The sequence below is a fragment of the Salana multivorans genome, from assembly GCF_003751805.1.
GTDB lineage: Bacteria > Actinomycetota > Actinomycetes > Actinomycetales > Beutenbergiaceae > Salana > Salana multivorans.
In genome coordinates this window covers 789,724-813,659 of the sequence record NZ_RKHQ01000002.1, presented here as the reverse complement: position 1 = coordinate 813,659, position 23,936 = coordinate 789,724, and the positions used below count along the sequence as shown (strand labels likewise).

Annotated in this window: 15 protein-coding genes and 3 rRNA genes; 16 read left to right on the top strand and 2 right to left on the bottom strand. The window is 71.1% G+C overall.

Annotation, left to right across the window (positions count from 1 at the left end):
• Nucleotides 1–1,062: 1,062 nt before the first annotated feature.
• The 3 genes from EDD28_RS15860 (at nt 1,063) to rrf (ending at nt 6,206) form a co-directional block, all read left to right on the top strand.
• Nucleotides 1,063–2,587 (top strand): 16S ribosomal RNA (locus tag EDD28_RS15860).
• Nucleotides 2,588–2,870: 283 nt separating this feature from the next.
• Nucleotides 2,871–5,990, top strand: a 23S ribosomal RNA gene (locus EDD28_RS15855).
• Between the two features lie 98 nt (nt 5,991–6,088).
• Nucleotides 6,089–6,206: ribosomal RNA gene (gene rrf / locus EDD28_RS15850) — 5S ribosomal RNA — on the top strand.
• Together the 16S, 23S and 5S rRNA genes form the textbook arrangement of a ribosomal RNA operon.
• Before the next feature lie 246 nt (nt 6,207–6,452).
• On the opposite strand, the gene EDD28_RS17550 is transcribed toward rrf, so the two are convergent.
• Nucleotides 6,453–8,063, bottom strand: a complete 1,611-nt coding sequence (locus EDD28_RS17550; protein WP_170169527.1) for a hypothetical protein — start codon at nt 8,061–8,063, stop codon at nt 6,453–6,455.
• Between EDD28_RS17550 and EDD28_RS17545 the strand changes: the two genes are divergently transcribed.
• Genes EDD28_RS17545 through EDD28_RS15790 form a run of 13 tightly spaced genes read left to right on the top strand, consistent with a single transcriptional unit; the run spans nt 7,992 to nt 22,782 of the window.
• Nucleotides 7,992–9,416, top strand: a complete 1,425-nt coding sequence (locus EDD28_RS17545; RefSeq protein ID WP_170169526.1) for a hypothetical protein — start codon at nt 7,992–7,994, stop codon at nt 9,414–9,416. The two genes, EDD28_RS17550 and EDD28_RS17545, sit on opposite strands and share 72 nt — an antisense overlap.
• A gap of 1 nt (nt 9,417) precedes the next feature.
• Entirely contained in the window at nt 9,418–10,491 is a 1,074-nt protein-coding gene (locus EDD28_RS15840) for an HAD-IIA family hydrolase (RefSeq protein ID WP_123740686.1), read from the top strand.
• A complete protein-coding gene (locus EDD28_RS17540) occupies nt 10,488–10,664 on the top strand; it encodes a hypothetical protein (RefSeq protein WP_170169525.1) in 177 nt (58 codons plus the stop codon). The genes EDD28_RS15840 and EDD28_RS17540 overlap by 4 nt, the downstream gene beginning before the upstream one ends.
• Nucleotides 10,665–10,674: 10 nt before the next feature.
• Complete coding sequence (locus tag EDD28_RS15835; RefSeq protein ID WP_123740685.1) at nt 10,675–11,676, top strand: TlyA family RNA methyltransferase; 1,002 nt, start codon at nt 10,675–10,677, stop codon at nt 11,674–11,676.
• Entirely contained in the window at nt 11,664–12,554 is an 891-nt protein-coding gene (locus EDD28_RS15830) for an NAD kinase (RefSeq protein ID WP_211339248.1), read from the top strand. The genes EDD28_RS15835 and EDD28_RS15830 overlap by 13 nt, the downstream gene beginning before the upstream one ends.
• Entirely contained in the window at nt 12,551–14,287 is a 1,737-nt protein-coding gene (recN, locus tag EDD28_RS15825) for a DNA repair protein RecN (RefSeq protein WP_123740684.1), read from the top strand. The genes EDD28_RS15830 and recN overlap by 4 nt, the downstream gene beginning before the upstream one ends.
• Nucleotides 14,284–15,465 carry a putative cytokinetic ring protein SteA gene (gene steA, locus EDD28_RS15820; protein ID WP_123740976.1) on the top strand — a complete coding sequence of 394 codons (1,182 nt, stop codon included), beginning with the start codon at nt 14,284–14,286 and terminating at the stop codon, nt 15,463–15,465. The genes recN and steA overlap by 4 nt, the downstream gene beginning before the upstream one ends.
• A gap of 3 nt (nt 15,466–15,468) precedes the next feature.
• The gene (locus EDD28_RS15815; RefSeq protein WP_123740683.1) at nt 15,469–16,659 is read left to right on the top strand and encodes a copper transporter; all 1,191 of its coding nucleotides are present in this window, start codon (nt 15,469–15,471) and stop codon (nt 16,657–16,659) included.
• Nucleotides 16,656–17,492, top strand: coding sequence for a hypothetical protein (locus EDD28_RS15810; RefSeq protein ID WP_245968121.1), 837 nt, complete (start codon nt 16,656–16,658; stop codon nt 17,490–17,492). Before EDD28_RS15815 ends, EDD28_RS15810 begins: the two co-directional genes overlap by 4 nt.
• A gap of 7 nt (nt 17,493–17,499) precedes the next feature.
• Nucleotides 17,500–19,215 (top strand): murein biosynthesis integral membrane protein MurJ, encoded by a 1,716-nt coding sequence (murJ, locus tag EDD28_RS15805; protein ID WP_123740682.1) that lies wholly within the window; start codon nt 17,500–17,502, stop codon nt 19,213–19,215.
• Nucleotides 19,216–19,245: 30 nt separating this feature from the next.
• Entirely contained in the window at nt 19,246–20,406 is a 1,161-nt protein-coding gene (locus tag EDD28_RS15800; protein ID WP_123740681.1) for a glycosyltransferase family 4 protein, read from the top strand.
• A gap of 4 nt (nt 20,407–20,410) precedes the next feature.
• On the top strand, nt 20,411–22,129 hold the full coding sequence (locus tag EDD28_RS15795) for a CTP synthase (protein ID WP_123740680.1): 1,719 nt from the start codon (nt 20,411–20,413) through the stop codon (nt 22,127–22,129).
• A complete protein-coding gene (locus tag EDD28_RS15790; RefSeq protein WP_123740679.1) occupies nt 22,126–22,782 on the top strand; it encodes an NUDIX domain-containing protein in 657 nt (218 codons plus the stop codon). Before EDD28_RS15795 ends, EDD28_RS15790 begins: the two co-directional genes overlap by 4 nt.
• A 60-nt stretch (nt 22,783–22,842) precedes the next feature.
• Here the strand turns inward: EDD28_RS15790 and EDD28_RS15785 are convergent, their stop codons facing one another.
• A complete protein-coding gene (locus tag EDD28_RS15785) occupies nt 22,843–23,862 on the bottom strand; it encodes a COX15/CtaA family protein (RefSeq protein ID WP_245968120.1) in 1,020 nt (339 codons plus the stop codon).
• Between the last annotated feature and the right edge of the window lie 74 nt (nt 23,863–23,936).

The following is a 23,936-nucleotide window of genomic DNA, read 5'->3' as shown; positions in this document are numbered from 1 at the left end:
CTGCAGCAACCGCGGGCCGTGGCGTGCGCGGGCGTGCTCGCAGCGGTCCGGAGCCGCCGCGGGCAGGTGGTCGCGCGGGGTGTCGTGGCGGGTCCGCGCTCGGTTGCCCGCATCAATGGCGGGCCGGGGTCCACACGGGTGTCCCGACGACGGTGGTCACAGAAGCGACCGCGGGGCGGTGGTCGCGTGGGGTGTCGTGGCGGGTCCGCGTTCGGTTGCGCGCAGCGACGCGGGCCGGGGTCCGCACGGGGTGTCACGCAGTGGTCCGGAGCCGCCGCGGGCCGGTGGTCGCGGAGGCGTTCTGACGAGCCCGTGCTCGGCCACCTGCAGCAACCACGGCCGTGGTCCCCGCGGGGGGCGCCACGACGACGGTGCTCGCCGCGGCCTGGAGCAGCCGGGGGCCGCCGGGTGCGCCGGGGTCGGATCGGCCGTCGTCGGCGGCGGGTTCGGCGGGTGCCCGTCTCCGCCTCCCCACGTCCGCCCGCCCGCAAGGAACCGCACGGGAGAGGTGAAGCGTCGGACGTGGTCCAGGCCACACCGGGAGGAACTCCGACCGGTCGGCCCCCGGCTGGAGCTCAGAGGGCGCTCCGGTAGCGTTGTCGCAGGTCAAAGGCGCTTCGACGGGTGCGACACGCCCGGGCGTCAGCCGATTTGCGCCGGACGCCGAGACCCGCGTAAGTTATCTACCCGTTGCCCCGCGAGGCCGAGCGAAAGCCGGAGAGCGAGTGGCGGCGGGGGATCGGAACGAACGGCCATCGAGCCGGTCGGAGATCCCAGACCACTCCCTCCTGCGAGACGGTCGATTTGCCTAGAGCGAGTCGAGTGTGTAGGGTGGAGAGGTTGCCCCGGGTGGGTCTGGCTGGCTTTGGTTGGTTGGGTTTGTCTGTGTGGGGTGTGTTGTTTGAGAACTCAACAGTGTGTTTGTGACGAATGATGCCATTTGATCATGCTCATGTTTTGTCGTGGGTGTGGTTGTTTGTTGTTTTGCTTGTCTGCCTGGTTCCTCGTTTCTGGGTGGATGGGTTTGGAGCTTGTTTTCTTGCTCTCTTTTGTTGAATGTTTTTGACGGAGAGTTTGATCCTGGCTCAGGACGAACGCTGGCGGCGTGCTTTACACATGCAAGTCGAACGGACTGGCTCAGCTTGCTGGGTTGGTTAGTGGCGAACGGGTGAGTAACACGTGAGTAACCTGCCCCAGACTCTGGGATAACTACCGGAAACGGTGGCTAATACTGGATATGACACATTATCGCATGGTGGTGTGTGGAAAGGCTTGTCTGGTTTGGGATGGACTCGCGGCCTATCAGCTTGTTGGTGGGGTAGTGGCCTACCAAGGCTTTGACGGGTAGCCGGCCTGAGAGGGTGACCGGCCACACTGGGACTGAGACACGGCCCAGACTCCTACGGGAGGCAGCAGTGGGGAATATTGCACAATGGGCGAAAGCCTGATGCAGCGACGCCGCGTGAGGGATGACGGCCTTCGGGTTGTAAACCTCTTTCAGTAGGGAAGAAGCCTTTGGGTGACGGTACCTGCAGAAGAAGCGCCGGCTAACTACGTGCCAGCAGCCGCGGTAATACGTAGGGCGCGAGCGTTGTCCGGAATTATTGGGCGTAAAGAGCTCGTAGGCGGTTTGTCGCGTCTGCTGTGAAATCCTCAGGCTCAACTTGAGGCGTGCAGTGGGTACGGGCAGACTAGAGTGCGGTAGGGGAGACTGGAATTCCTGGTGTAGCGGTGGAATGCGCAGATATCAGGAGGAACACCGATGGCGAAGGCAGGTCTCTGGGCCGTTACTGACGCTGAGGAGCGAAAGCATGGGGAGCGAACAGGATTAGATACCCTGGTAGTCCATGCCGTAAACGTTGGGCACTAGGTGTGGGGTCCATTCCACGGGTTCCGCGCCGTAGCTAACGCATTAAGTGCCCCGCCTGGGGAGTACGGCCGCAAGGCTAAAACTCAAAGGAATTGACGGGGGCCCGCACAAGCGGCGGAGCATGCGGATTAATTCGATGCAACGCGAAGAACCTTACCAAGCTTTGACATGCACGGGAAGCCACCAGAGATGGTGGTCTCTTTGGACACTCGTGCACAGGTGGTGCATGGTTGTCGTCAGCTCGTGTCGTGAGATGTTGGGTTAAGTCCCGCAACGAGCGCAACCCTCGTCCCATGTTGCCAGCACGTAGTGGTGGGGACTCATGGGAGACTGCCGGGGTCAACTCGGAGGAAGGTGGGGATGACGTCAAATCATCATGCCCCTTATGGCTTGGGCTTCACGCATGCTACAATGGCCGGTACAAAGGGCTGCGATACCGTAAGGTGGAGCGAATCCCATAAAGCCGGTCTCAGTTCGGATTGGGGTCTGCAACTCGACCCCATGAAGTCGGAGTCGCTAGTAATCGCAGATCAGCAATGCTGCGGTGAATACGTTCTCGGGCCTTGTACACACCGCCCGTCAAGTCATGAAAGTCGGTAACACCCGAAGCCAGTGGCCCAACCCTTGTGGGGGGAGCTGTCGAAGGTGGGATTGGCGATTAGGACTAAGTCGTAACAAGGTAGCCGTACCGGAAGGTGCGGCTGGATCACCTCCTTTCTAAGGAGCCATCATGTCGCATCCATGCGTTCTGGGTCCTGCTGTTGCGGGGGTCGGGGTGGTGGGTGTGTCGACCGAAGCATGACGCGTTGTGTGTTGTGTGGGGTGTCGTGGCTTTCCTCTTTGGGTGGAACATGGTTCGTCATGAGCATGCTGTTGGGTCCTGAGGCAACACGCCTCTGGGTGTGCCCCGGCCGCTTCCAGGCTGTTGTGTCTGGTGGTGTGTTGGTGGGGTGGTTGTTTGAGAACTGCACAGTGGACGCGAGCATCTTTGATCTTTTGTGGTCAAGTGTTTAAGAGCAGTCGGTGGATGCCTTGGCATCAGGAGCCGAAGAAGGACGTGGTAGCCTGCGATAAGCCTCGGGGAGTTGGCAAACAAGCTGTGATCCGAGGGTGTCCGAATGGGGAAACCCCGCACAAGTCATGTTGTGTGACCCGCACCTGAATATATAGGGTGTGTGGAGGGAACGCCGGGAAGTGAAACATCTCAGTACCGGCAGGAAGAGATATTCCGTGAGTAGTGGCGAGCGAAAGCGGATGAGGCTAAACCGTGCGCATGTTCAAGCCGGCAGGCGTTGTGTGTGCGGTGTTGTGGGACCTTCTGACAGTCGCTGCCGTGACTGTAGGGAGTGAGAAAATCGTGTCGTAGTCGAACGGTCTTGAATGGCCGACCGTAGAGGGTGGTAGTCCTGTAGACGAAACGGCATGGTCTCCTTGGAGTGTTCCCGAGTAGCACGGGGCCCGTGAAATCCCGTGTGAATCTGGCAAGACCACTTGCTAAGCCTAAATACTACCTGATGACCGATAGCGGACAAGTACCGTGAGGGAAAGGTGAAAAGTACCCCGGGAGGGGAGTGAAATAGTACCTGAAACCGGCTGCTTACAATCCGTCGGAGCCTCCTTAGCAGGGGTGACGGCGTGCCTTTTGAAGAATGAGCCTGCGAGTTAGTGGTACGTGGCGAGGTTAACCCGTGTGGGGAAGCCGTAGCGAAAGCGAGTCCGAATAGGGCGTTTCAGTCGCGTGCTCTAGACCCGAAGCGGAGTGATCTACCCATGGGCAGGTTGAAGCACTGGTAAGACAGTGTGGAGGACCGAACCCACCAGGGTTGAAAACCTGGGGGATGACCTGTGGGTAGGGGTGAAAGGCCAATCAAACTCCGTGATAGCTGGTTCTCCCCGAAATGCATATAGGTGCAGCGTTGCGTGTTCCTTGCCGGAGGTAGAGCTACTGGATGGCCGATGGGCCCTACCAGGTTACTGACGTCAGCCAAACTCCGAATGCCGGTAAGCCAAGCGCAGCAGTGAGACTGTGGGGGATAAGCTTCATAGTCGAGAGGGAAACAGCCCAGAACACCAGCTAAGGCCCCTAAGCGTGTGCTAAGTGGGAAAGGATGTGGAGTTGCCCAGACAACCAGGAGGTTGGCTTAGAAGCAGCCACCCTTGAAAGAGTGCGTAATAGCTCACTGGTCAAGTGATTCCGCGCCGATAATGTAGCGGGGCTCAAGCACACCGCCGAAGCTGTGTCATGCGAACTTTGCTAAGCCTTCGTGGTTCAGGCGTTCGCATGGGTAGGGGAGCGTCGTGTGGGCAGTGAAGCCGCGGAGTGATCCAGTGGTGGAGCCTACACGAGTGAGAATGCAGGCATGAGTAGCGAAAGACGGGTGAGAAACCCGTCCGCCGAATGACCAAGGGTTCCAGGGCCAGGTTAATCCGCCCTGGGTAAGTCGGGACCTAAGGCGAGGCCGACAGGCGTAGTCGATGGACAACGGGTTGATATTCCCGTACCGGCGAAGGACCGCCCATACCGAGCTCAGGTGTACTAACCACCCAAACCGTGCCCATAGGGTTCCTTCGGGAGCCCACCGGGCACGGGGCGCGTGGGACCTCGCCTGGTAGTAGGTAAGCGTATTAACAGGGGTGACGCATGAAGGTAGCCAGTTGGAGCGATGGTTGTCTCCTTCCAAGCCCGTAGGAGGTTTCCCAGGCAAATCCGGGAAACATGTACTCCGAGAGGTGATGGTGACCACGTATGTGGGAATATGGTGATCCTATGGTGCCAAGAAAAACCTCGACGCGAGGGACTAGCCGCCCGTACCCTAAACCGACTCAGGTGGTCAGGTAGAGAATACTAAGGCGATCGAGTGAATCGTGGTTAAGGAACTCGGCAAAATGCCCCCGTAACTTCGGGAGAAGGGGGGCCCGGACCGTGACACCCACTTGCTGGGTAGAGCGGGCAAGGGCCGCAGAGACCAGGGAGAAGCGACTGTTTACTAAAAACACAGGTCCGTGCGAAGTCGCAAGACGATGTATACGGACTGACGCCTGCCCGGTGCTGGAAGGTTAAGAGGACCGGTTAGAGCCTTCGGGTTCGAAGCTGAGAATTTAAGCCCCAGTAAACGGCGGTGGTAACTATAACCATCCTAAGGTAGCGAAATTCCTTGTCGGGTAAGTTCCGACCTGCACGAATGGCGTAACGACTTCTCCGCTGTCTCAACCGCGAACTCGGCGAAATTGCACTACGAGTAAAGATGCTCGTTACGCGCAGCAGGACGGAAAGACCCCGGGACCTTTACTATAGCTTGGTATTGGTGTTCGGAGCGGCTTGTGTAGGATAGGTGGGAGACTGTGAAGCAGCCACGCCAGTGGTTGTGGAGTCGTCCTTGAAATACCACTCTGGTCGCTTTGGACATCTAACTTCGGACCGTAATCCGGTTCAGGGACAGTGCCTGGTGGGTAGTTTAACTGGGGCGGTTGCCTCCCAAAATGTAACGGAGGCGCCCAAAGGTTCCCTCAGCCTGGTTGGCAATCAGGTGTTGAGTGTAAGTGCACAAGGGAGCTTGACTGTGAGACCGACAGGTCGAACAGGGACGAAAGTCGGGACTAGTGATCCGGCGGTGGCTTGTGGAAGCGCCGTCGCTCATCGGATAAAAGGTACCCCGGGGATAACAGGCTGATCTTGCCCAAGAGTCCATATCGACGGCATGGTTTGGCACCTCGATGTCGGCTCGTCGCATCCTGGGGCTGGAGTCGGTCCCAAGGGTTGGGCTGTTCGCCCATTAAAGCGGCACGCGAGCTGGGTTTAGAACGTCGTGAGACAGTTCGGTCCCTATCCGCTGCGCGCGCAGGAAACTTGAGAAGTGCTGTCCTTAGTACGAGAGGACCGGGACGGACTAACCTCTGGTGTGCCAGTTGTTCCGCCAGGAGCACTGCTGGTTAGCTACGTTGGGAAGGGATAACCGCTGAAAGCATCTAAGCGGGAAGCCTACTTCAAGATGAGGTTTCCATCACCCCTTTGAGGGTGGAGAGGCCCCCAGTAGACCACTGGGTTGATAGGCCGGAAGTGGAAGCAGGGACTAAAGACCTGTGGAGCTGACCGGTACTAATAGGCCGACCACTTACCCACAACCAAAGATCAAGAGTTGTGCTACGCGTCCACTGTGCGGTTCCCGAACCACCAACCCACCCCCTGGGGTGCACGGGTTGAGAAGTTCATACAGTCGTGGCGGCGGCCACAGCGAGGCGGGAAACGCCCGGTCCCATTCCGAACCCGGAAGCTAAGCCCCTCAGCGCCGATGGTACTGCACCCGCCAGGGTGTGGGAGAGTAGGACACCGCCGCCACCCCAACCACGAAAGACCCCCAGCACCACGCGTGCTGGGGGTCTTTCGCATTCCCCAGGGCACCCAGCCCCACGATCGACGAGCCCGATCCGCACCGCGGTCACGTGACCCACACGACCACGCCGACCGAGGTCGGATGCGATGCCCGGCGGCAACGCCCGGTATCGTGGAGCGGTCCTGTTGATCCCAGCGGGAAGTACGTGCAGGCTCGAGCCGATCGGTTCGCCTGGAACAGGAGAAGACGTGTCAGACCGTACCGGTGACCCCGGCAAGCGCCGCGACGGAGCCGATCGCCCCAAGCGTTCCTACGACGACCGACCGCAGCGGTCCTCGGGCGAGCGTCCGAAGCGCTCCTACGACGACCGCGGGCCCCGCCGCGAGGGTGACCGAGCCGGCCGCAGCTACGACTCGCGACCGCGTCGCGATGGTGACGAGCGTCCTCGTCGTTCCTACGACGACCGGGCGCCGCGTCGCGAGGGTGACCGTCCCGCGCGTTCCTACGACGACCGTCCGAAGCGTCCGTACGAGGAGCGCGGTCCGCGTCGTGACGGTGCTGACCGTCCGAAGCGTTCCTACGAGGACCGTGGTCCTCGCCGCGAGGGTGACCGTCCCGCGCGTTCCTACGACGACCGTCCGAAGCGTCCGTACGAGGACCGTGGTCCGCGTCGTGACGGTGCTGACCGTCCGAAGCGTTCCTACGAGGACCGTGGTCCTCGCCGCGAGGGTGACCGGCCCGCGCGTTCCTACGACGACCGTCCGAAGCGTCCGTACGAGGACCGTGGTCCGCGTCGTGACGGTGCTGACCGTCCGAAGCGTTCCTACGACGACCGCGGTCCCCGTCGCGAGGGTGACCGGCCCGCGCGTTCCTACGACGACCGTCCGAAGCGTCCGTACGAGGACCGTGGTCCGCGCCGCGAGGGTGACCGGCCCGCGCGTTCCTACGACGACCGGCCCAAGCGTCCGTACGAGGACCGCGGTCCGCGTCGCGACGGTGCTGACCGGCCCGCGCGTTCCTACGACGACCGCGGTCCGCGCCGTGAGGGCGAAGACCGGCCGCGCCGCTCGTACGGTGATGACCGCCCCAAGCGTCCCTATGAGGACCGTGGCCCGCGTCGCGACGGTGACGAGCGTCCCCGTCGTTCTTACGACGACCGGCCCAAGCGTTCCTACGAGGACCGTGGTCCGCGTCGTGAGGGCGAGCGTCCCGCGCGTTCCTATGGTGATGACCGTCCGCGTCGCTCGTACGGCGACGACCGTGGTCCGCGTCGTGACGGTGCTGACCGACCCGCGCGCTCCTACGGTGATGACCGTCCGAAGCGTTCCTACGACGACCGCAGCCCTCGTCGTGACGGTGACGAGCGTCCCCGTCGTTCCTACGGTGATGACCGTCCGAAGCGTCCGTACGAGGAGCGCGGCCCTCGTCGTGAGGGTGAGCGGTCCGCACGTTCCTACGGCGATGATCGTCCGAAGCGTTCTTACGACGACCGCGGCCCGCGTCGCGGCGGTGACGAGCGCCCCCGTCGTTCGTACGGCGACGACCGTCCGAAGCGTTCCTACGACGACCGCGGCCCACGTCGTGACGGCGATGATCGTCCGCGTCGCTCCTACGGCGACGACCGGGGGCCTCGCCGTGACGGCGACGACCGCGGCCGGCGCCCGTCCGACTCGCGCCCGCCTCGTTCGTTCGACGAGCGGGGTCGCCCGGACCGCAACCAGCGCCCGGGCCAGGACCGTCGCGCCGAGCGCGTCGACGACCCGTTCCTCCCCGAGGAGATCGAGTTCTCGATGCTCTCGCGCGAGGCTCGCAAGGCGCTGCGCGGCCTGACGAAGGACAACGCGGAGACGGTCGGACGACACCTCGTCATGGCGGGCCGGCTCATCGACGTCGACCCGGAGCTGGCCTGGGAGCACGCCCAGGCCGCCGGACGACGCGCCGCCCGGATCGACGTGGTGCGCGAGGCTCTCGCCCTGACCGCGCACGCCAGCGGCCGGTACGCCGAGGCCCTGCGCGAGATCCGGACCGCTCGCCGGCTCTCCGGCGTCGACGCCTACGCCACCCTCGAGGCCGACAGCGAGCGTGGGCTCGGCCGGCCGGAGCGGGCCCTCGACGTCATCCGGGCCGCGCGACCGCGGGTGACCCCGCTGGAGCTGGCGGAGCTCGCCGTCGTCGAGGCCGCCGCCCGGGTGGACCTGGGCGAGGCCGAGGCCGCGCTGATCCTGCTCGACGAGCTCGACGTCCCGGAGGGACTGCCCGACCTGCCCGGTCGCATCCGCGAGGTGCGTGAGCTCGCGCTCCGCGCGCTCGGCCGCAACGCCGAGGCGGATGCACTGCCCGAGGAGGAGGACGAGCCGGCCGCGGAGCTCGACGAGGACCCGATCGTCGTGTTCGACCTCGACGAGGACCCCGACGAGCCCGCCGCGGACGGTGAGCCGGCCGTCGAGAGGGCCGAGCGCGCGGCCGAGGAGGTCGACCGTCATGGCGGCGGCACCGCTGCCGCGGCTGGCGCCGCTCAGGCGATCGCCATCGCCGACCTGGCGGCCGAGGTCGAGGCCGAGCTGGCCGAGATCGAGTCGGTCGAGGCTGCCGCGACCCTGGACGAGCAGATGCTCGAGGGGCTCGACCCGGCCGAGCCGGAGTCCGATCCGACGGGCGCGGAAGATCCTGAGCCCCGGGACGAGGAGGGCGCGGAGCCTGAGAGCGCCCCCGCCGCCGAGGGCGGCCAGGAGGGTACGGGGGACGAGGAGGCCGACGCCGCTCGGGAGCCCGCCGTGCACGACGTGGACGAGGTCGAGGACCAGGCCGCTGAGGATGTCTCCCTCGACGCCGAGATCAGTCCCGACGCCGAGGCCTCCGAGGCTGAGGACGACGCTGAGGCTGAGGACGACGCTGAGGCTGAGGACGACGCTGAGGCTGAGGACGACGCTGAGGCTGAGGACGACGCTGAGGCTGAGGACGACGCTGAGGCTGAGGACGACGCTGAGGCTGAGGACGACGCTGAGGCTGAGGACGACGCTGAGGCTGAGGACGACGCTGAGGCTGAGGACGACGCTGAGGCTGAGGACGACGCTGAGGCTGAGGACGACGCTGAGGCTGAGGACGACGCTGAGGCTGAGGACGACGCTGAGGCTGAGGACGACGCCGAGGCCGAGGCCGAGACTGACGCTGACGCCGAGATCGCCGAGGACGACACCGACGGGATGCTGTTCTGACATGTCCGACGCCACGCTGTCCTCCTGCGACGTCCCGCTCGCCGAGACGGCGGACGCCGTCCTGCTCGATCTCGACGGTGTCGTCTGGCGGGGAGCCGAGGCCGTCGAGCACGCGTCCGAGGTCCTCGCGACCCTGACGCGCGCCGGCATCCCCCCGGTCTACGTCACGAACAACGCCTCGCGGCCGCCGAGCGTGGTCTCCGACCAGCTGACGAGCCTGGGCATCCCGACCGATCCCGCCCACGTGATGACGGCGTCCCTCGCGGTCACCACGATGCTGCACCGCGAGCTGTCCCCGGGTGCCCGCGTCCTCTGCGTCGGCGGGGCCGGCCTGCACCAGGCGGTCGCGAACGCCGGCTTCGAGGTCGTGACGTCCGCGGACGACGGCCCGGTCGCGGTCGTCCAGGGCTACGGTCCCGACGTCGGCTGGTCGCAGCTCACCCAGGCGGCCTACGCGATCGAGGACGGGGCGGCCTACTTCGCCACGAACCTCGACGCGACACTGCCGACCGAGCGCGGCATGGCGGTCGGGAACGGCTCGCTCGTGGCGGCCGTCGTCAGCGCGACCGGCGTGCGGCCGATCTCGACGGGCAAGCCGCAGCCCGGCATCTTCCACGAGGCGGCCGAGCTCGTCGGCGCGACGCACCCCGTCATGGTGGGGGACCGCCTCGACACCGACCTCGCGGGCGCCCGCAACGCCGGCTACCCCGGCCTGCACGTGCTCACCGGCGTCAGCCAGGCACCGGCGCTCCTCGCGGCGACGCCGGCGGAGCGGCCGAGCTTCCTCGGCCTCGACCTGCGGGCCCTCCTCGAGACCCACCCGGCGGTCACGACGGCGGACGGCCACACGGTGTGCCGGCAGGCCCGGGTCCGCGTCGACGGCGACGGCGTCGTGCTCGTCCGGGACGACCAGGACGTCCAGCTCACCTCGGGCCTCACGGTCACCCTGGACGAGCTGCGCGCCCTGTGCGTCGCGTTCTGGAGCCGTGCCGACGCCGGGGCGCCCCTGCCGGTCGGCACGCTCGCACCCGACCTGGTCGTCGCCGGCACGCGCGAGGCGGAGGCGGTCGCGTGAGCGCGCCGCGACCCGGACCGACGCCGGGCCAGCACGAGGGGCCACGCCCGCTCGACGTCGACGGCCTCCTCCCGGACCCGGTCGACCTGGAGGAGATGCCGGTCCGCCAGCACGTCGCCGTCTTCGAGACGCTGCACGCCCGGCTGGCCGAGCAGCTCGACGACCAGGCCTGACCCGGCGCCCATGACCACGCCGGCCCGGCCTCCGGCGCCCGTGCGCGCCGACGTCGCCCTCGTGGAGCGAGGCCTCGCGACGTCCCGCACGACCGCGCGCCGCCTCATCGAGGCCGGACGCGTGCGGAGCGGCGGCGCCGTCGTCGACCGTCCCTCGCGTCCGATCGGGGCCGAGGACCCGCTCGACGTCGCGCCGGCGCCGGGCGGCGCGCGCGACTACGTCTCTCGGGCGGCCCTCAAGCTCGTCGGCGCCCTGGACGCGCTGGCGGCCACACCGCTCGGTGCCCCGTCCCTCGCCGGGCGGCGGGTGCTCGACGCGGGCGCGTCGACCGGCGGCTTCACCCAGGTGGCGCTCGAGCGGGGCGCCGCGCACGTCGTCGCCGTCGACGTCGGTCACGACCAGCTCGCCGCCGTCCTGCGCGACGACCCGCGCGTCACCAGCCTCGAGGGCGTCAACGTGCGCGACCTCGACCCCGCCCAGGTCGCGCCGGCCCCCGACGTCCTCGTCACCGACCTCTCGTTCATCTCGCTCACGCTCGTCCTCGCCCCGCTCGCCCGGGCGCTTGCGCCTAGGGCCGACGCCGTCGTCCTCGTCAAGCCGCAGTTCGAGGTCGGTCGCGCGGCGCTCGGCAAGGGCGGTGTGGTGGACGACGACGGGGCGCGCGCGGCCGCGCTCGCCCGGGTGCTGCACGCGGCCGGGGCGGCCGGGTTCGACGTGCGCGCGGTCCTGCCGAGCACGGTCGCGGGCGAGCACGGCAACCGCGAGCTGCTGGCCTGGCTGCGGCTCGCGGACGGACCGTCGAGCGCCGCCGCCCCGCCCGTCGGCACCACCGGGCCGGCTGCGGCGGACTGCCGGCTGACCGAGGCGGCGGCTGCTGCGGCGGCGGGGGAGACCGTGCTGCTCGCGTCCGGCGAGCCGGGATCGCCGGCGGCCTCCGGCGATCCGCTCGGCGCGTTGTCCACAGACCTGGGCCCCGCGTGTCGGTGCCGTGTCGGAGAATGGGGCACGTGACTGCGTCGACCCCACCCCGCCGTGTGCTCCTGGTCTCCCACGTCCACGAGCGTGCCCGCGTCGTGCGCGACGAGTTCACGGAGCTGCTGCGCGCCCGGGGGATCGAGATCGTGGGCGAGGCCGAGCTCGAACGGGACCGCGACGGCGGGGTGCTCCTGCCCGGGGGCGTCGAGATCGCCGTCGTCCTCGGCGGCGACGGGACGATCCTGCGCGCGGCCGAGCTGGTCCGCGGCCACGACGTGCCCGTCCTCGGGGTCAACCTCGGCCACGTCGGCTTCCTCGCCGAGCTGGACGAGGGGGACGTGCGGGACGCGGTCCGCCAGATCGACGAGCGCGCCTACGACGTCGAGCGCCGGATGACCGTCGACGTGCGCGTCGTCGAGCCGGACGGCACGGTGCGACTCGGCTGGGCGATGAACGAGGCGAGCGTCGAGAAGGACGCGGTCGCCCGGATGGTCGAGCTGGCGATCGGCGTCGACGGCCGGGAGCTCGAGAGCTTCGGCTGCGACGGCGTCGTGCTGGCCACACCGACCGGCTCGACCGCGTACGGCTTCTCCGCCGGCGGCCCGGTCGTCTGGCCGGACGTCGAGGCCCTGCTGCTCGTCCCGCTCAACGCGCACGCGCTGTTCGCCCGCCCGCTCGTCGTCGGCCCGTCGTCGGTCCTGGAGGTCGAGCTGCTCCAGCGCAACCGCGGCGGCGCCACGATGTGGTGCGACGGTCGGCGCACCATCCACCTCGCCCCGGGCGCGCGCGTCGAGGTGCGCCGCGGCGCCCAGCCCGTCATCCTCGCCCGCCTGCGGCCGGGGCCCTTCACCGCGCGTCTCGTGCGCAAGTTCGCGCTCCCCGTCACGGGCTGGCGGGGGGAGGACGACACGTGATCGAGGAGATCGAGATCCACGACCTCGGCGTCATCGCCGAGGCGCGCCTCGAACCGGCCGGCGGGTTCACCGCCGTCACGGGCGAGACCGGTGCCGGCAAGACGATGCTGCTCACCGCGCTCGAGCTCCTCCTCGGGGGCCGAGCCGACGCCGGCCTGGTCCGGCCGGGCGCCGAGCGCGCCCTCGTCGAGGGCCGGTTCGCCGACCTGCCCGGCTCCGTCGTCGAGCGGGTGGGCGAGGCCGGAGGCGACCTCGACGACGGGGTCCTCATCGTCGCCCGCACCGTGCCGGCCACCGGCCGCTCGCGCGCGCACCTCGGCGGGCGCTCCGTCCCGCAGGGCGTCCTCGGCGAGCTCGCCGAGGACCTCGTCACCATCCACGGCCAGTCCGACCAGACGCGGCTGCGCTCCCCGTCGCGGCAGCGGGACGTCGTCGACACCTACGGCGGGCACGCCGACCTGCTCGCGCGCATGCGCGGCGCGCACGCTCGCGCGCGCGACCTCGAGCAGACGCTCGCGCGCGTCCGCGCCGGCGAGCGGACCAGGGAGCTGGAGATCGCGTCCCTCACCTCGGCCCTGGCCGAGATCGACGATGCCGAGATCCAGCCGGGGGAGGACGTCGCGCTGCGCGACGAGGCCGCCCGGCTGGACAACATGGAGCACCTGACGCAGGCCGCGGCGCTCGCCGGGGCGGCTCTCGGTGGCGACCCGGCCGGCGGGGAGGGCGGCTCGGGCGCCATCGCGCTGCTGGAGCACGCCTCCCGCTCGCTCGCGCGCGCCGGCGAGCACGATCCCGCCCTCGCGACGCTCGCGTCGCAGCTCCTCGACGCCGCCTATCTGGCCGCGGACCTCGAGGGTGAGCTGGGCCGCTACGTCGCCGCGCTCGAGGCCGACCCCGACCGGCTCGACGCCGTGCACTCCCGCCGCGCCCGGCTCGCCCAGCTCGCCCGGACCTACGGGACGGCGTTCGGCGAGCCCGGTCCGGACGACCCGCCGCCCGGCAGCAGCGACGCCGTCCTCGCCTGGGCGGTCGGGGCGCGCGAGCGGCTGGCCGAGCTGACCGACCCCGGCCAGGACGCCGAGGCGCTCCAGGAGGCGCTGACGCAGGCCCTCGCCGAGCGGGGCGCCGTCGCGGCCGAGCTGACGGCCGCCCGGCGCACCGCCGGGGCCGACCTCGCCGCCGCCGTCACCGCCGAGCTGCACGGGCTCGCCATGCCGGCGGCTCGGGTCGACGTCGAGGTCGCGCCGGCCCAGCCTGGCCCGACGGGCGACGACGCCGTCACCCTCGTGCTCACCGCCTACCGGGGCGCGGCTCCGGCGCCGCTGGGCGTCGGCGCGTCCGGCGGCGAGCTGTCCCGCGTCATGCTGGCCCTGGAGGTCGTGCTCGCGGAGCGGCACGGGCGCGCCACCACGTTCGTCTTCGACGAGGTCGACGCCGGGATCGGCGGGCGGACGGCCGCGGCCGTGGGCGAGCGGCTCGCCCGGCTCGCGACCGGCGCCCAGGTGCTCGTCGTGACCCACCTCGCCCAGGTCGCGGCGTTCGCCGACCGCCAGATCGTCGTCGCCAAGGGCCCGGACGACGGCGGGGTCGCCACGACCGTCCGGATCGTCTCCGGCGACGAGCGCACGGCCGAGCTGGCCCGCATGCTCTCGGGTGAGGAAACCGACACCGCGCTCCAGCACGCCGCCGACCTCCTCGACAGGTCCCGCGTGCAACGATGGTCGGCGACATGAGACTGCGACCACACCGTTCCACCGCCGACCCGGGCACCGGCCTGGTCGGTCCCGCTCGCGTCGACCGACGCACGAAGGCGCTCACGAAGCGGCTCTCCTCCGGCGACGTCGCCGTCATCGACCACCGCGACATCGACCGTGTCTCGGCCGAGGCGCTCGTCGCCTGCCACCCGGCGGTCGTCCTCAACGCCGCCGAGTCGACCTCCGGGCGCTACCCGAACCTCGGTCCGCAGATCCTCCTCGACGCCGGCATCCCGCTCGTCGACCACCTCGGCGCCGACGTCATGGCCGTCAAGGAGGGCACGACGCTGCGGGTCGACGGGAACAGGGTCTACGCGGGCTCGCAGCTCGTCGCCGAGGGCGTCCTGCAGGACGAGACCACCGTGACGGCCGCGCTCGACGAGGCGCGCGAGGGCCTGTCCGACCAGCTCGAGGCGTTCGCGGCGAACACGCTCGCGTACATGGTCTCCGAGCGCGACCTGCTGCTCGACGGCATCGGCGTCCCCAAGGTCTCGACCCCCATCGAGGGGCGCGGCGTCCTCATCGTGGTGCGCGGGTACCACTACAAGGAGGACCTCGCGATGCTGCGCTCGTGGATCCGCGAGAGCAAGCCGGTCCTCATCGGGGTGGACGGGGGAGCCGACGCGATCATCGAGGCTGGCTGGACGCCGGACCTCATCGTCGGCGACATGGACTCCGTCTCGGACAAGGCGCTCACCTGCGGCGCCGAGATCGTCGTCCACGCCTACCGCGACGGCCGCGCGCCGGGGCAGGCGAGGGTCGAGCGGCTCGGCGCACCCCACGTCGTGTTCCCGGCGACCGGAACGAGCGAGGACGTCGCGATGCTCCTCGCCGACGACATGGGCGCCGAGATCATCGTGGCGATCGGCACGCACGCGACGCTCATCGAGTTCCTCGACAAGGGCCGCAACGGCATGGCCTCGACGTTCCTCACCCGGCTGCGCGTCGGCGGGAAGCTCGTCGACGCCAAGGGGGTCTCGCGGCTGTACCGGCCGTCGATCTCCAACTGGCAGCTCGTGCTGCTCGTCCTCGCGGGGCTCGCCGCCCTGCTCGTCGCGCTGGCGGTCACTCCGGCCGGCCAGGCGGCGACCGAGATCACCCTCGCCCGGTGGGACGACCTCGTCTCCTGGGTGTCAAGACTCTTTCAAGGAGGGTGACGCGTGATCGACTTCCGCTACCACCTCGTCTCGCTCATCTCGGTGTTCCTCGCGCTCGCCGTCGGCATCGTGCTCGGCGCCGGGCCGCTGCGCGACACCATCTCGGACCAGCTGACGGGCCAGGTCGAGCAGCTGCGCCAGGAGAAGGACGGGCTGCGCGTCGAGCTCGACAGCGTCCAGCGCCAGGCGGCCGACTCCGACGCGTTCATCCAGGCCACGGCCGAGCGGCTCGTGTCGGGCGCGCTGCCCGAGTACCGCGTCGCCGTGGTCCGCTCGCCCGGTGTCCCCGTCCTCGCCGCGGGCACGGACACCCCGACCGGGGGTGCCCCCCAGGTGACGGACGACGTGGTGGCGGCGGTGACGGAGCGGATCGAGCAGGCGGGCGGCGAGGTCGTCGCCGACGTGACGCTCGGGTCGCTGTGGGCCGACCCCGCGCAGGAGGCCTTCCGGGCCAAGGCGGCGCGGGAGCTCGCGTCGATCCTCGCGGAGCCGGCGCCATCGGGTGACGACGGGAGCGAGGACCGGACGCTGCTGGCGCGCGGGCTGTCCGAGGCGCTCCGCGGCGCGAGCGCCGACGACCCGCGCGTGCCCGGCACGGTGGCGAGCGAGATCTTCGCCGCGCTCAGCAGCGGCGCCGACCCGCTCGTGACCGGTGAGATCTCCCAGCCGGCCGACCTCGTGCTCGTGCTGACGCCGGCCGGCGGCGACCCGGCCGACGGCTACACGGCGGACGCGGACAGCCTCGCCGCGTGGAGCTCCGTCATCGTCGAGATCGCGAAGACCGGGCCCTCGGTCGTCGCCGGCGACGTCGGCACCGCCACCGACCTGCTGCCAGCGGTGCGCCAGATCGGCGGCGTCACCACGACCGACGACCTCGGCTCCGCCTCCGGCCGGATCATCGCGGTGCTCGCGCTCGCGGGCGTCGCGGCCGGCGACGAGCCCGCGGCCTACGGCTTCGGGAGCGGCGTCGCGGGCGTCGTCCCGGGGGCCAAACAGCTCGAGCCGCCCCTCGTCCTCCAGCCGACGCCGACGCCGACCGACGCCGGGACGGACGGCACTGCGCCCACGGAGGATGGTGCGACCGACGGCGCGACGGACCAGTCAACCGACGGCTCCACGGACGGCGCGACGGACCAGTCCACCGACGGCTCCACCGACGTCGCGAGCGACGAGCCCCAGGAGGAGGCGGCGTGAGCCGGCTCGTCCCCGCGGTCAACGCGGCCGCCATGACCGTCGGTGCCCGGCTGCAGCTCCACGTCCTGTCGGACGACGCGGTCCAGCGGCTCGAGCGGACGAACTTCGCCGGCCGCACCGTCAGCCTCGCCGGCGGGATCGCGGCCGCGGTCGGCGCCCTCGCCGGCGTCGCCTCCGCCGGCGGACGGCCCGGGCTCGCCGCCGTCGTCGCCGTAGCCCCGGCCGGGGCCCTCGGCGCGCTCGACGACCTCGGCGAGCAGCCGGAGGACCGCTCGACCAAGGGGCTGCGCGGACACCTGAGCGCCCTGCGCGACGGCCAGGTCACCACCGGGTTCCTCAAGCTCGCCGGCATCGGGCTCGCGGGCCTCGCCGCCGGCACGATCCTCGCCGGCGCCCGCGGGTCGACCCGCACCTGGCGCGGGATCGCGGACTCCGTCGCCTCGGGCGCCCTCGTCGCCGGGACCGCCAACCTGGTCAACCTGCTCGACCTGCGGCCGGGACGCGCGCTCAAGGCGGTGGCCGCCGTCGCGCTGCCGCTCGCCGTCGTGCCCGGGCCCGCCACGTCCGTCGCCTCCGGGGTCCTCGGCGCCACCGCGGCCGCCGCTCCCGGCGACCTCGCCGAGTCGACGATGCTGGGCGACACGGGGGCCAACGCCCTCGGCGCCGGTCTCGGCGTCGCGCTGGCCGCCTCGCCCCACCCCGCCGTCCGGCTGGGCGCGCTCGCCGTCGTCGTCGCGGGGACGCTCGCCAGCGAGCGGGTCAGCTTCTCGGCCGTCATCGAGCGGACGGCGTGGCTGCGCGCGCTCGACCAGGCCGGCCGGCGCACCGGCTGAGTCGGCCATGAGCACCTCCCGGCTCGCCCGGATCACGGCGGGCGTCGCCGGCGCCGCCGCGGTCGTCACGGTCCTCACGCTGGCGACCCGCCTGCTCGGGTTCGGCCGGTGGTTCGCGCAGAACGCGTGGGTCGGCCCGAACGAGATCGGCACGGCGTACGCGACCGCCAACATCGTCCCCAACGTCCTGTTCGAGGTCGCGGCCGGCGGCGCTCTCGCCGGTGCGATCGTCCCGGTGCTCGCCGGCGCGATCGCGAAGGACCTGCGCGGCGACGTCGACCGGACCTCCTCGGCGCTGCTGACCTGGGCGCTCGTCGCGCTCGTGCCGCTCGGCGCCCTCACCTGGCTCGCCGCGCCCGCCATCATGCGCGCCATGCTCGGCGGCGGGGCGGCCGCGGCCCAGGTCGACCTCGGCGCGAGCCTCCTGCGGATGTTCGCCCTGCAGATCCCGCTCTACGGGGTCGGCGTCGTGCTCTCGGGCGTCCTCCAGGCGCACCGCCGGTTCATCGGCCCCGCGCTGGCGCCGCTGCTGTCGAGCGTCGTGGTCATCGGCGCCTACTACGCCTACGGCCTCCTCACGGCCGACGGGGTCACCCCGGCCACGCTCACCCCGCAGGCCGTGGCATGGCTCGGCTGGGGCACGACGGCCGGTGTCGCCGCGCTCAGCCTGCCCCTGCTCGTGCCCGCCTGGCGTGCCGGCGTCCGGCTGCGTCTCACGCTGCGCTTCCCGCCCGGGGTGGCCCGGCGCGCGCGCTCCCTCGCGCTCGCCGGCGCCGGCGGCCTCCTGGCCCAGCAGCTCAGCGTGCTCGTCGTCGCCCGGCTCGCCAACGGCTCGGGTGGGGCCGGCGTCATCAACATCAACCAGTACGCGACGGCCGTCGTCATGCTGCCGTACGCGGTGCTCGCGGTGCCGCTCGCGACGACGCTGTTCCCGCGCCTGGCCGAGCACGCCAGCACCGGCCGGCACGACCTGCTGGCCGCGCGGACGGCGACCTCGACGCGCGCGATCGTCGCCGTCTCCCTCGCCGGTGCCGCGGCGCTCGTGGCCGCGGCGTGGCGGATCGAGGGCGTGTTCGAGCTGTTCGCGCGCGGGGGAGCCGTCGAGGGCATGGGCGTCTCGATCGCGGCCGCCGCGCTCAGCGTGCTCGGCCTCGCCCTGCTGTTCCACCTGGCCCGCGTGCTGTTCGCGCTGGAGCGGGGCCGCCTCGTCCTCGTCGCCACGTCCGCCGGCTGGCTGCTCGTGGCGCTGCTGGCGCTCGTCCTGGTCGCGACCAGCGGTGGGGGAGCCGTCGCGGTGCTGCGCTCGCTCGGGCTCGCCACGAGCATCGGGACGCTCGCCGGCGGCGTCCTGCTGGCCCTGTTCATCCGGCGCGAGGTCGGCTCGCCCGCCCTCGCGGGGGTGGCGCGGACGACGGCCGTCGCGCTCGCCGGGGCCGTCGTCGGTGCGCTCGCCGGGCTCGGGGTCGCGGGGCTGGACGGCGGCGGGCTCGCGGCCGACCTCGGGATCGGGGCCGCCGCCGGGCTCGTGGCGCTCGGCGTCACGGGTGGCGTGCTCGCGCTCGGGGACCGGCAGCTCCTGCGCGTCGTGCTGCGCCGCCGTGCCCCGGCCGCGGCACCGCAGGCCGTGCCAGCGCCGACAGCGCCGACAGCGACGACAGCGACGACCACGCCGCCACCCACCGTGGCGGCCCCCGGGACCCCGGACGGGGACGAGAGACCGTGACCAGAGCGACGACGGCGACGAGGGAGCGACATGACACGTGAGGCTGGCGGGTACGTCCTGCAGGTGCTCGGATCGAGCGCGGGCGGCGTCGTGCGGCACGTCGCGCAGATCGCCGCGGGAGCGCGTCGACGCGGACGCGACGTCCGGGTGGCGGGACCGCTCGACCTGCACGAGCAGATCCTCGCGCCCGGTCGCGTCCCGGTCGCGCGGCTCGAGATCTCCGACCGGCCGGGGAAGGACGACGCGGCGGCCCTCCAGCGGCTGCGGGTCCTCGCCCGGCAGGCGGACGTCGTGCACGCCCACGGCCTTCGCGCCGGCGCGCTGGCCGTCCTCGCGGCGCGCAGCCTCGGGGGCGACCGGCCGGCCGTCGTCGTCACGCTGCACAACCTGCCGGTCGGCGGGAGGAGCGTGCGCGCCATCGCGCGCGGTCTGGAGGAGCTCGTCGGCCGGGGCGCCGACGTCGTCCTCGGCGTCTCGGGCGATCTCGTCGAGCTGGCCCGGCTGCGGGGTGCCCGGCACACGACGCGCGCCCTCGTGCCAGCCCCGCCGCGGCCGGTGCCGCAGCGAACGGCCGCGCAGGTGCGCGACGAGCTCGGCGTGCCGCGGGACGCGGCGCTCCTCGTCACCGTCGCGCGGCTCGCCCCGCAGAAGGGGCTCGACCTGCTGCTCGACGCGGCCGCCCTGCTCGAGGCAGGCCCGCGCGAGGTCGTCTGGGTCGTCGCCGGCGACGGGCCGCTGCTCGGCGACCTGGAGCGCCAGGCCGCCGACGAGGCGCTGCCCGTGCGCTTCCTCGGCCGGCGCGACGACGTCGCGGACCTCGTGGCGGCGGCCGACGTCGTCGTCAGCACGGCCCGCTGGGAGGGGCAGCCGATCGCCGTCCAGGAGGCCCTGCACCTGGGCGCCGCGGTCGTCGCCACCGACGTCGGCGGCACGCACGAGGTGACCGGCGACGCGGCCGAGCTCGTCCCGCCGCGACCCGACGCGCTCGCCTCGGCCGTGCGCGGGCTGCTCGCGGACCCCGAGCGGGTCGCGGTCCTCCGCGAGGCCGCGCTGGCGCGGGCCGCGACGCTGCCCACCCTCGAGGACACGCTCGACCAGCTCGAGGAGTGGTGGTCCCGGGCCGAGCTCGCGCGCGACGCGCGGCGGGCGCGGGAGGCGCGGCACGAGCGCCGCTCCTCGCGCTCGGGGTGAGGGCCTGTTAGGGTCGAACTCCGTGGTGGATCCCTCTCGCAGAAGCGCCCTCGGTCACAACGACATCACGAAGCACATCTTCGTGACGGGGGGTGTCGTCTCCTCGCTGGGCAAGGGACTCACGGCCTCCTCCCTCGGTCAGCTCCTTCGTGCGCGCGGCCTGCGCGTCATGATGCAGAAGCTCGACCCCTACCTCAACGTCGACCCCGGGACGATGAACCCGTTCGAGCACGGTGAGGTGTTCGTCACGGAGGACGGCGCCGAGACGGACCTCGACATCGGTCACTACGAGCGGTTCCTCGACGTCGACCTCGACCGCGGCGCCAACGTCACGACCGGTCAGGTCTACTCGACGGTCATCGCCAAGGAGCGCAAGGGCGAGTACCTGGGCGCGACCGTCCAGGTGATCCCGCACATCACCGACGAGATCAAGCGCCGGATGCGCGCGCAGGCCGACGGGCCCGGCGCGCCGGACGTCATCATCACCGAGATCGGCGGCACGGTCGGTGACATCGAGTCGCAGCCGTTCATCGAGGCCGCGCGCCAGGTCCGTCAGGACGTCGGCCGCGACAACGTGTTCTTCCTCCACGTCTCCCTCGTGCCGTTCATCGGCCCGAGCAAGGAGCTCAAGACCAAGCCGACGCAGCACTCCGTGGCCGCGCTGCGCAGCATCGGCATCCAGCCCGACGCCATCGTGTGCCGCTCCGACCGGGCGCTGCCCGAGGGGGTCAAGCACAAGATCGCCGCGATGTGCGACGTGGACCGCGACGCCGTGGTCAACGCCGTCGACGCGCCGTCGATCTACGACATCCCGAAGGTGCTGCACGAGGAGCGCCTCGACGCGTACGTCGTGCGCCGCCTCGACCTGCCGTTCCGCGACGTCGACTGGTCGAGCTGGGGCACCGTGCTCGACGCCGTCCACCACCCGCGCCACGAGGTCGAGATCGCGCTCGTCGGCAAGTACATCGGCCTGCCCGACGCCTACCTGTCGGTGACCGAGGCGCTGCGCGCGGGCGGCTTCGCCAACGAGGCCCGCGTCTCGATCCGGTGGGTCGAGTCCGACCGGTGCGAGACGCCCGACGGCGCCCGCCGCGCGCTCGAGGGGGTCGACGCCGTGCTCGTGCCCGGCGGCTTCGGCGTCCGCGGCATCGAGGGCAAGCTCGGCGCGCTCACCTGGGCGCGTCGCAACCAGGTCCCGACGCTCGGGATCTGCCTCGGCCTGCAGTGCATGGTCATCGAGTACGCGCGCAGCGAGCTCGGCCTCGCCGACGCCAGCTCGACCGAGTTCGACGCCGCGACCCCCGACCCCGTCGTCGCGACCATGGCGGAGCAGCTCGACATCGTCGACGGCGCCGGCGACCTCGGCGGGACGATGCGTCTCGGCTCCTACGAGGCGGAGCTGACGCCGGGCTCGGTCGTCGCTGACGTCTACGGCGCCACGACCGTGACCGAGCGGCACCGGCACCGCTACGAGGTGAACAACGCCTACCGTCCGCGGCTGGAGGAGGCGGGCCTGGTCGTCTCCGGGACGTCGCCGGACTCCTCGCTGGTGGAGTTTGTCGAGCTCCCGCGCGAGGTCCACCCGTACTACGTCGCGACGCAGGCCCACCCCGAGTTCAAGTCGCGGCCGACGAAGGCGCACCCGCTGTTCGCCGGGCTCGTCGCGGCCGCGCTGCAGCGTCAGCGCGAGTCGCGCCTGCTCGAGGTCGAGCCGACCCGATGAGCGCCACCGGGTCGCCCGCCTGGGGTGACGAGCTCGCACCGCGGCCGGTCCTCGCCGAGCGGACGATCCACGACGGCCGGGTCTTCGACCTGGTCTCCCGGGACGTCGACCTCGGGGAGGCCGGCGTCGTGACGCGCGAGTTCACCCGGCACCCCGGGGCCGTCGCCGTCGTCGTGCTGCGCGAGCGGGCGAGCCTCGAGGTGCTCCTGCTGCGCCAGTACCGCGTGCCGGTCGGCGCCTACCTGTGGGAGATCCCGGCCGGGCTGCTCGACGGGGGAGCCGAGGAGACTCTCCTGCTCGCGGCGCAGCGTGAGCTGGCCGAGGAGGCCGACCTCGTCGCGAGGCGGTGGGACGTCCTCGTCGACTTCGCGACCACGCCGGGTGCGACGGACGAGGCCATCCGGGTCTTCCTCGCCCGCGACCCCCAGGCGGCACTGCGCTCGGACTTCGTCCGCGAGGGGGAGGAGTCCGAGATCGAGCTCGCCTGGGTGCCCCTCGCGGAGGCGGTCGAGGCGGTGCTCGCCGGACGGATGCACAGCCCGAGCGCCACGCTCGGCGTCCTCGCGGCCGCGGCGAGCGAGCGGACGGGGTTCACCTCGCTGCGCGACGTCTCCGCGCCGTTCGTGCTGCGTCCGGACCGCACGCCCGCCTGATCCGCGCCGCGGCCCCGCCGGCTCGCGCCCGCCACCGTCGCGGCGCCCGGGCCGGACGCCTCAGCGGACGCGGAGGGAGAGCACGGCCGCCGTCACCGCCGCGACGAGCAGACCCGACCCGACGAGGTGGAGCGCCACGAGCGGGACGGGCAGTCCCGAGAAGTACTGCGCGTACCCGATCAGCCCCTGGGCGAGGGTGACGACGACCAGGACGCCCCAGGCGCGCCGGGCGTGCCGGACCGGGGCGAGCGAGGTACCGCCGGGGACCGCGCGGGCGATGAGCCAGAGCGTCAGCAGCACGGCCGCGACGAACGCCCACACCGCCATCGCGTGGCTCTTCGCCAGGTGGGCCGGGTCGAGCGCGAACCGGTAGCCGACCTCCTCGTCGCCGGAGTGCGGGCCAGCACCCGTCGTGAGGATCCCGAGGACGACGACGAGCGCCGTGAGCACCGCGAACGTCGCGGGAGCCCAGCGCAGCCACGCACCGCTCCAGCCGGCGGCCGCGAACGTCTGCCGCGGCGGGGCGTCGCCCTCGCGCAGCCGGACGAGGAGCAGCGTCGAGACCCACACGAGCACCGCGGAGATGAGGAAGTGGAAGCCGACGACGGCCGGGTGCAGCTCCACGAGCACGGTGATCCCGCCGATGACGGCCTGCGCGAGGACGCCGGCGAGCGGTGCGATGGCGAGCAGCCTGACGGGTCGGCGCTCCCGCGTCCCGGGGGAGGTCCACACCGCGACGAGGAGGCCGACCGCGACGAGGCACACGATGACGGACACCGCCCGGTTGCCGAACTCGACGAACGGGTGGTAGCTCGCCGCCTCGTGCAGGACGGGCGAGAACTGACCGGGCTCGCACTGCGGCCACGTCGAGCACCCGAGGCCCGAGCCCGTGAGACGGACGAGCCCTCCGGTCAGGATGATGAGGAGCTGCAGCGCCAGGTTGCCCCACGCGAGCGACACGACCAGGCGCGTGGGCCGAGCCGGACGGGGCGTCTCGTAGCCGAACGGGGAGCCCCCGGCGTCGGTGGCGTCGGCGGAGCCTGAGGGCGCGGGGACCGGGTGCGGGGGGAGCGCGGACACCAGCACAGCCTAGCGACGGCGAGGGCCGGGTGCCCGGGTCCTGCGACCCGGGCACCCGGCCCTCGCTGTGTCCG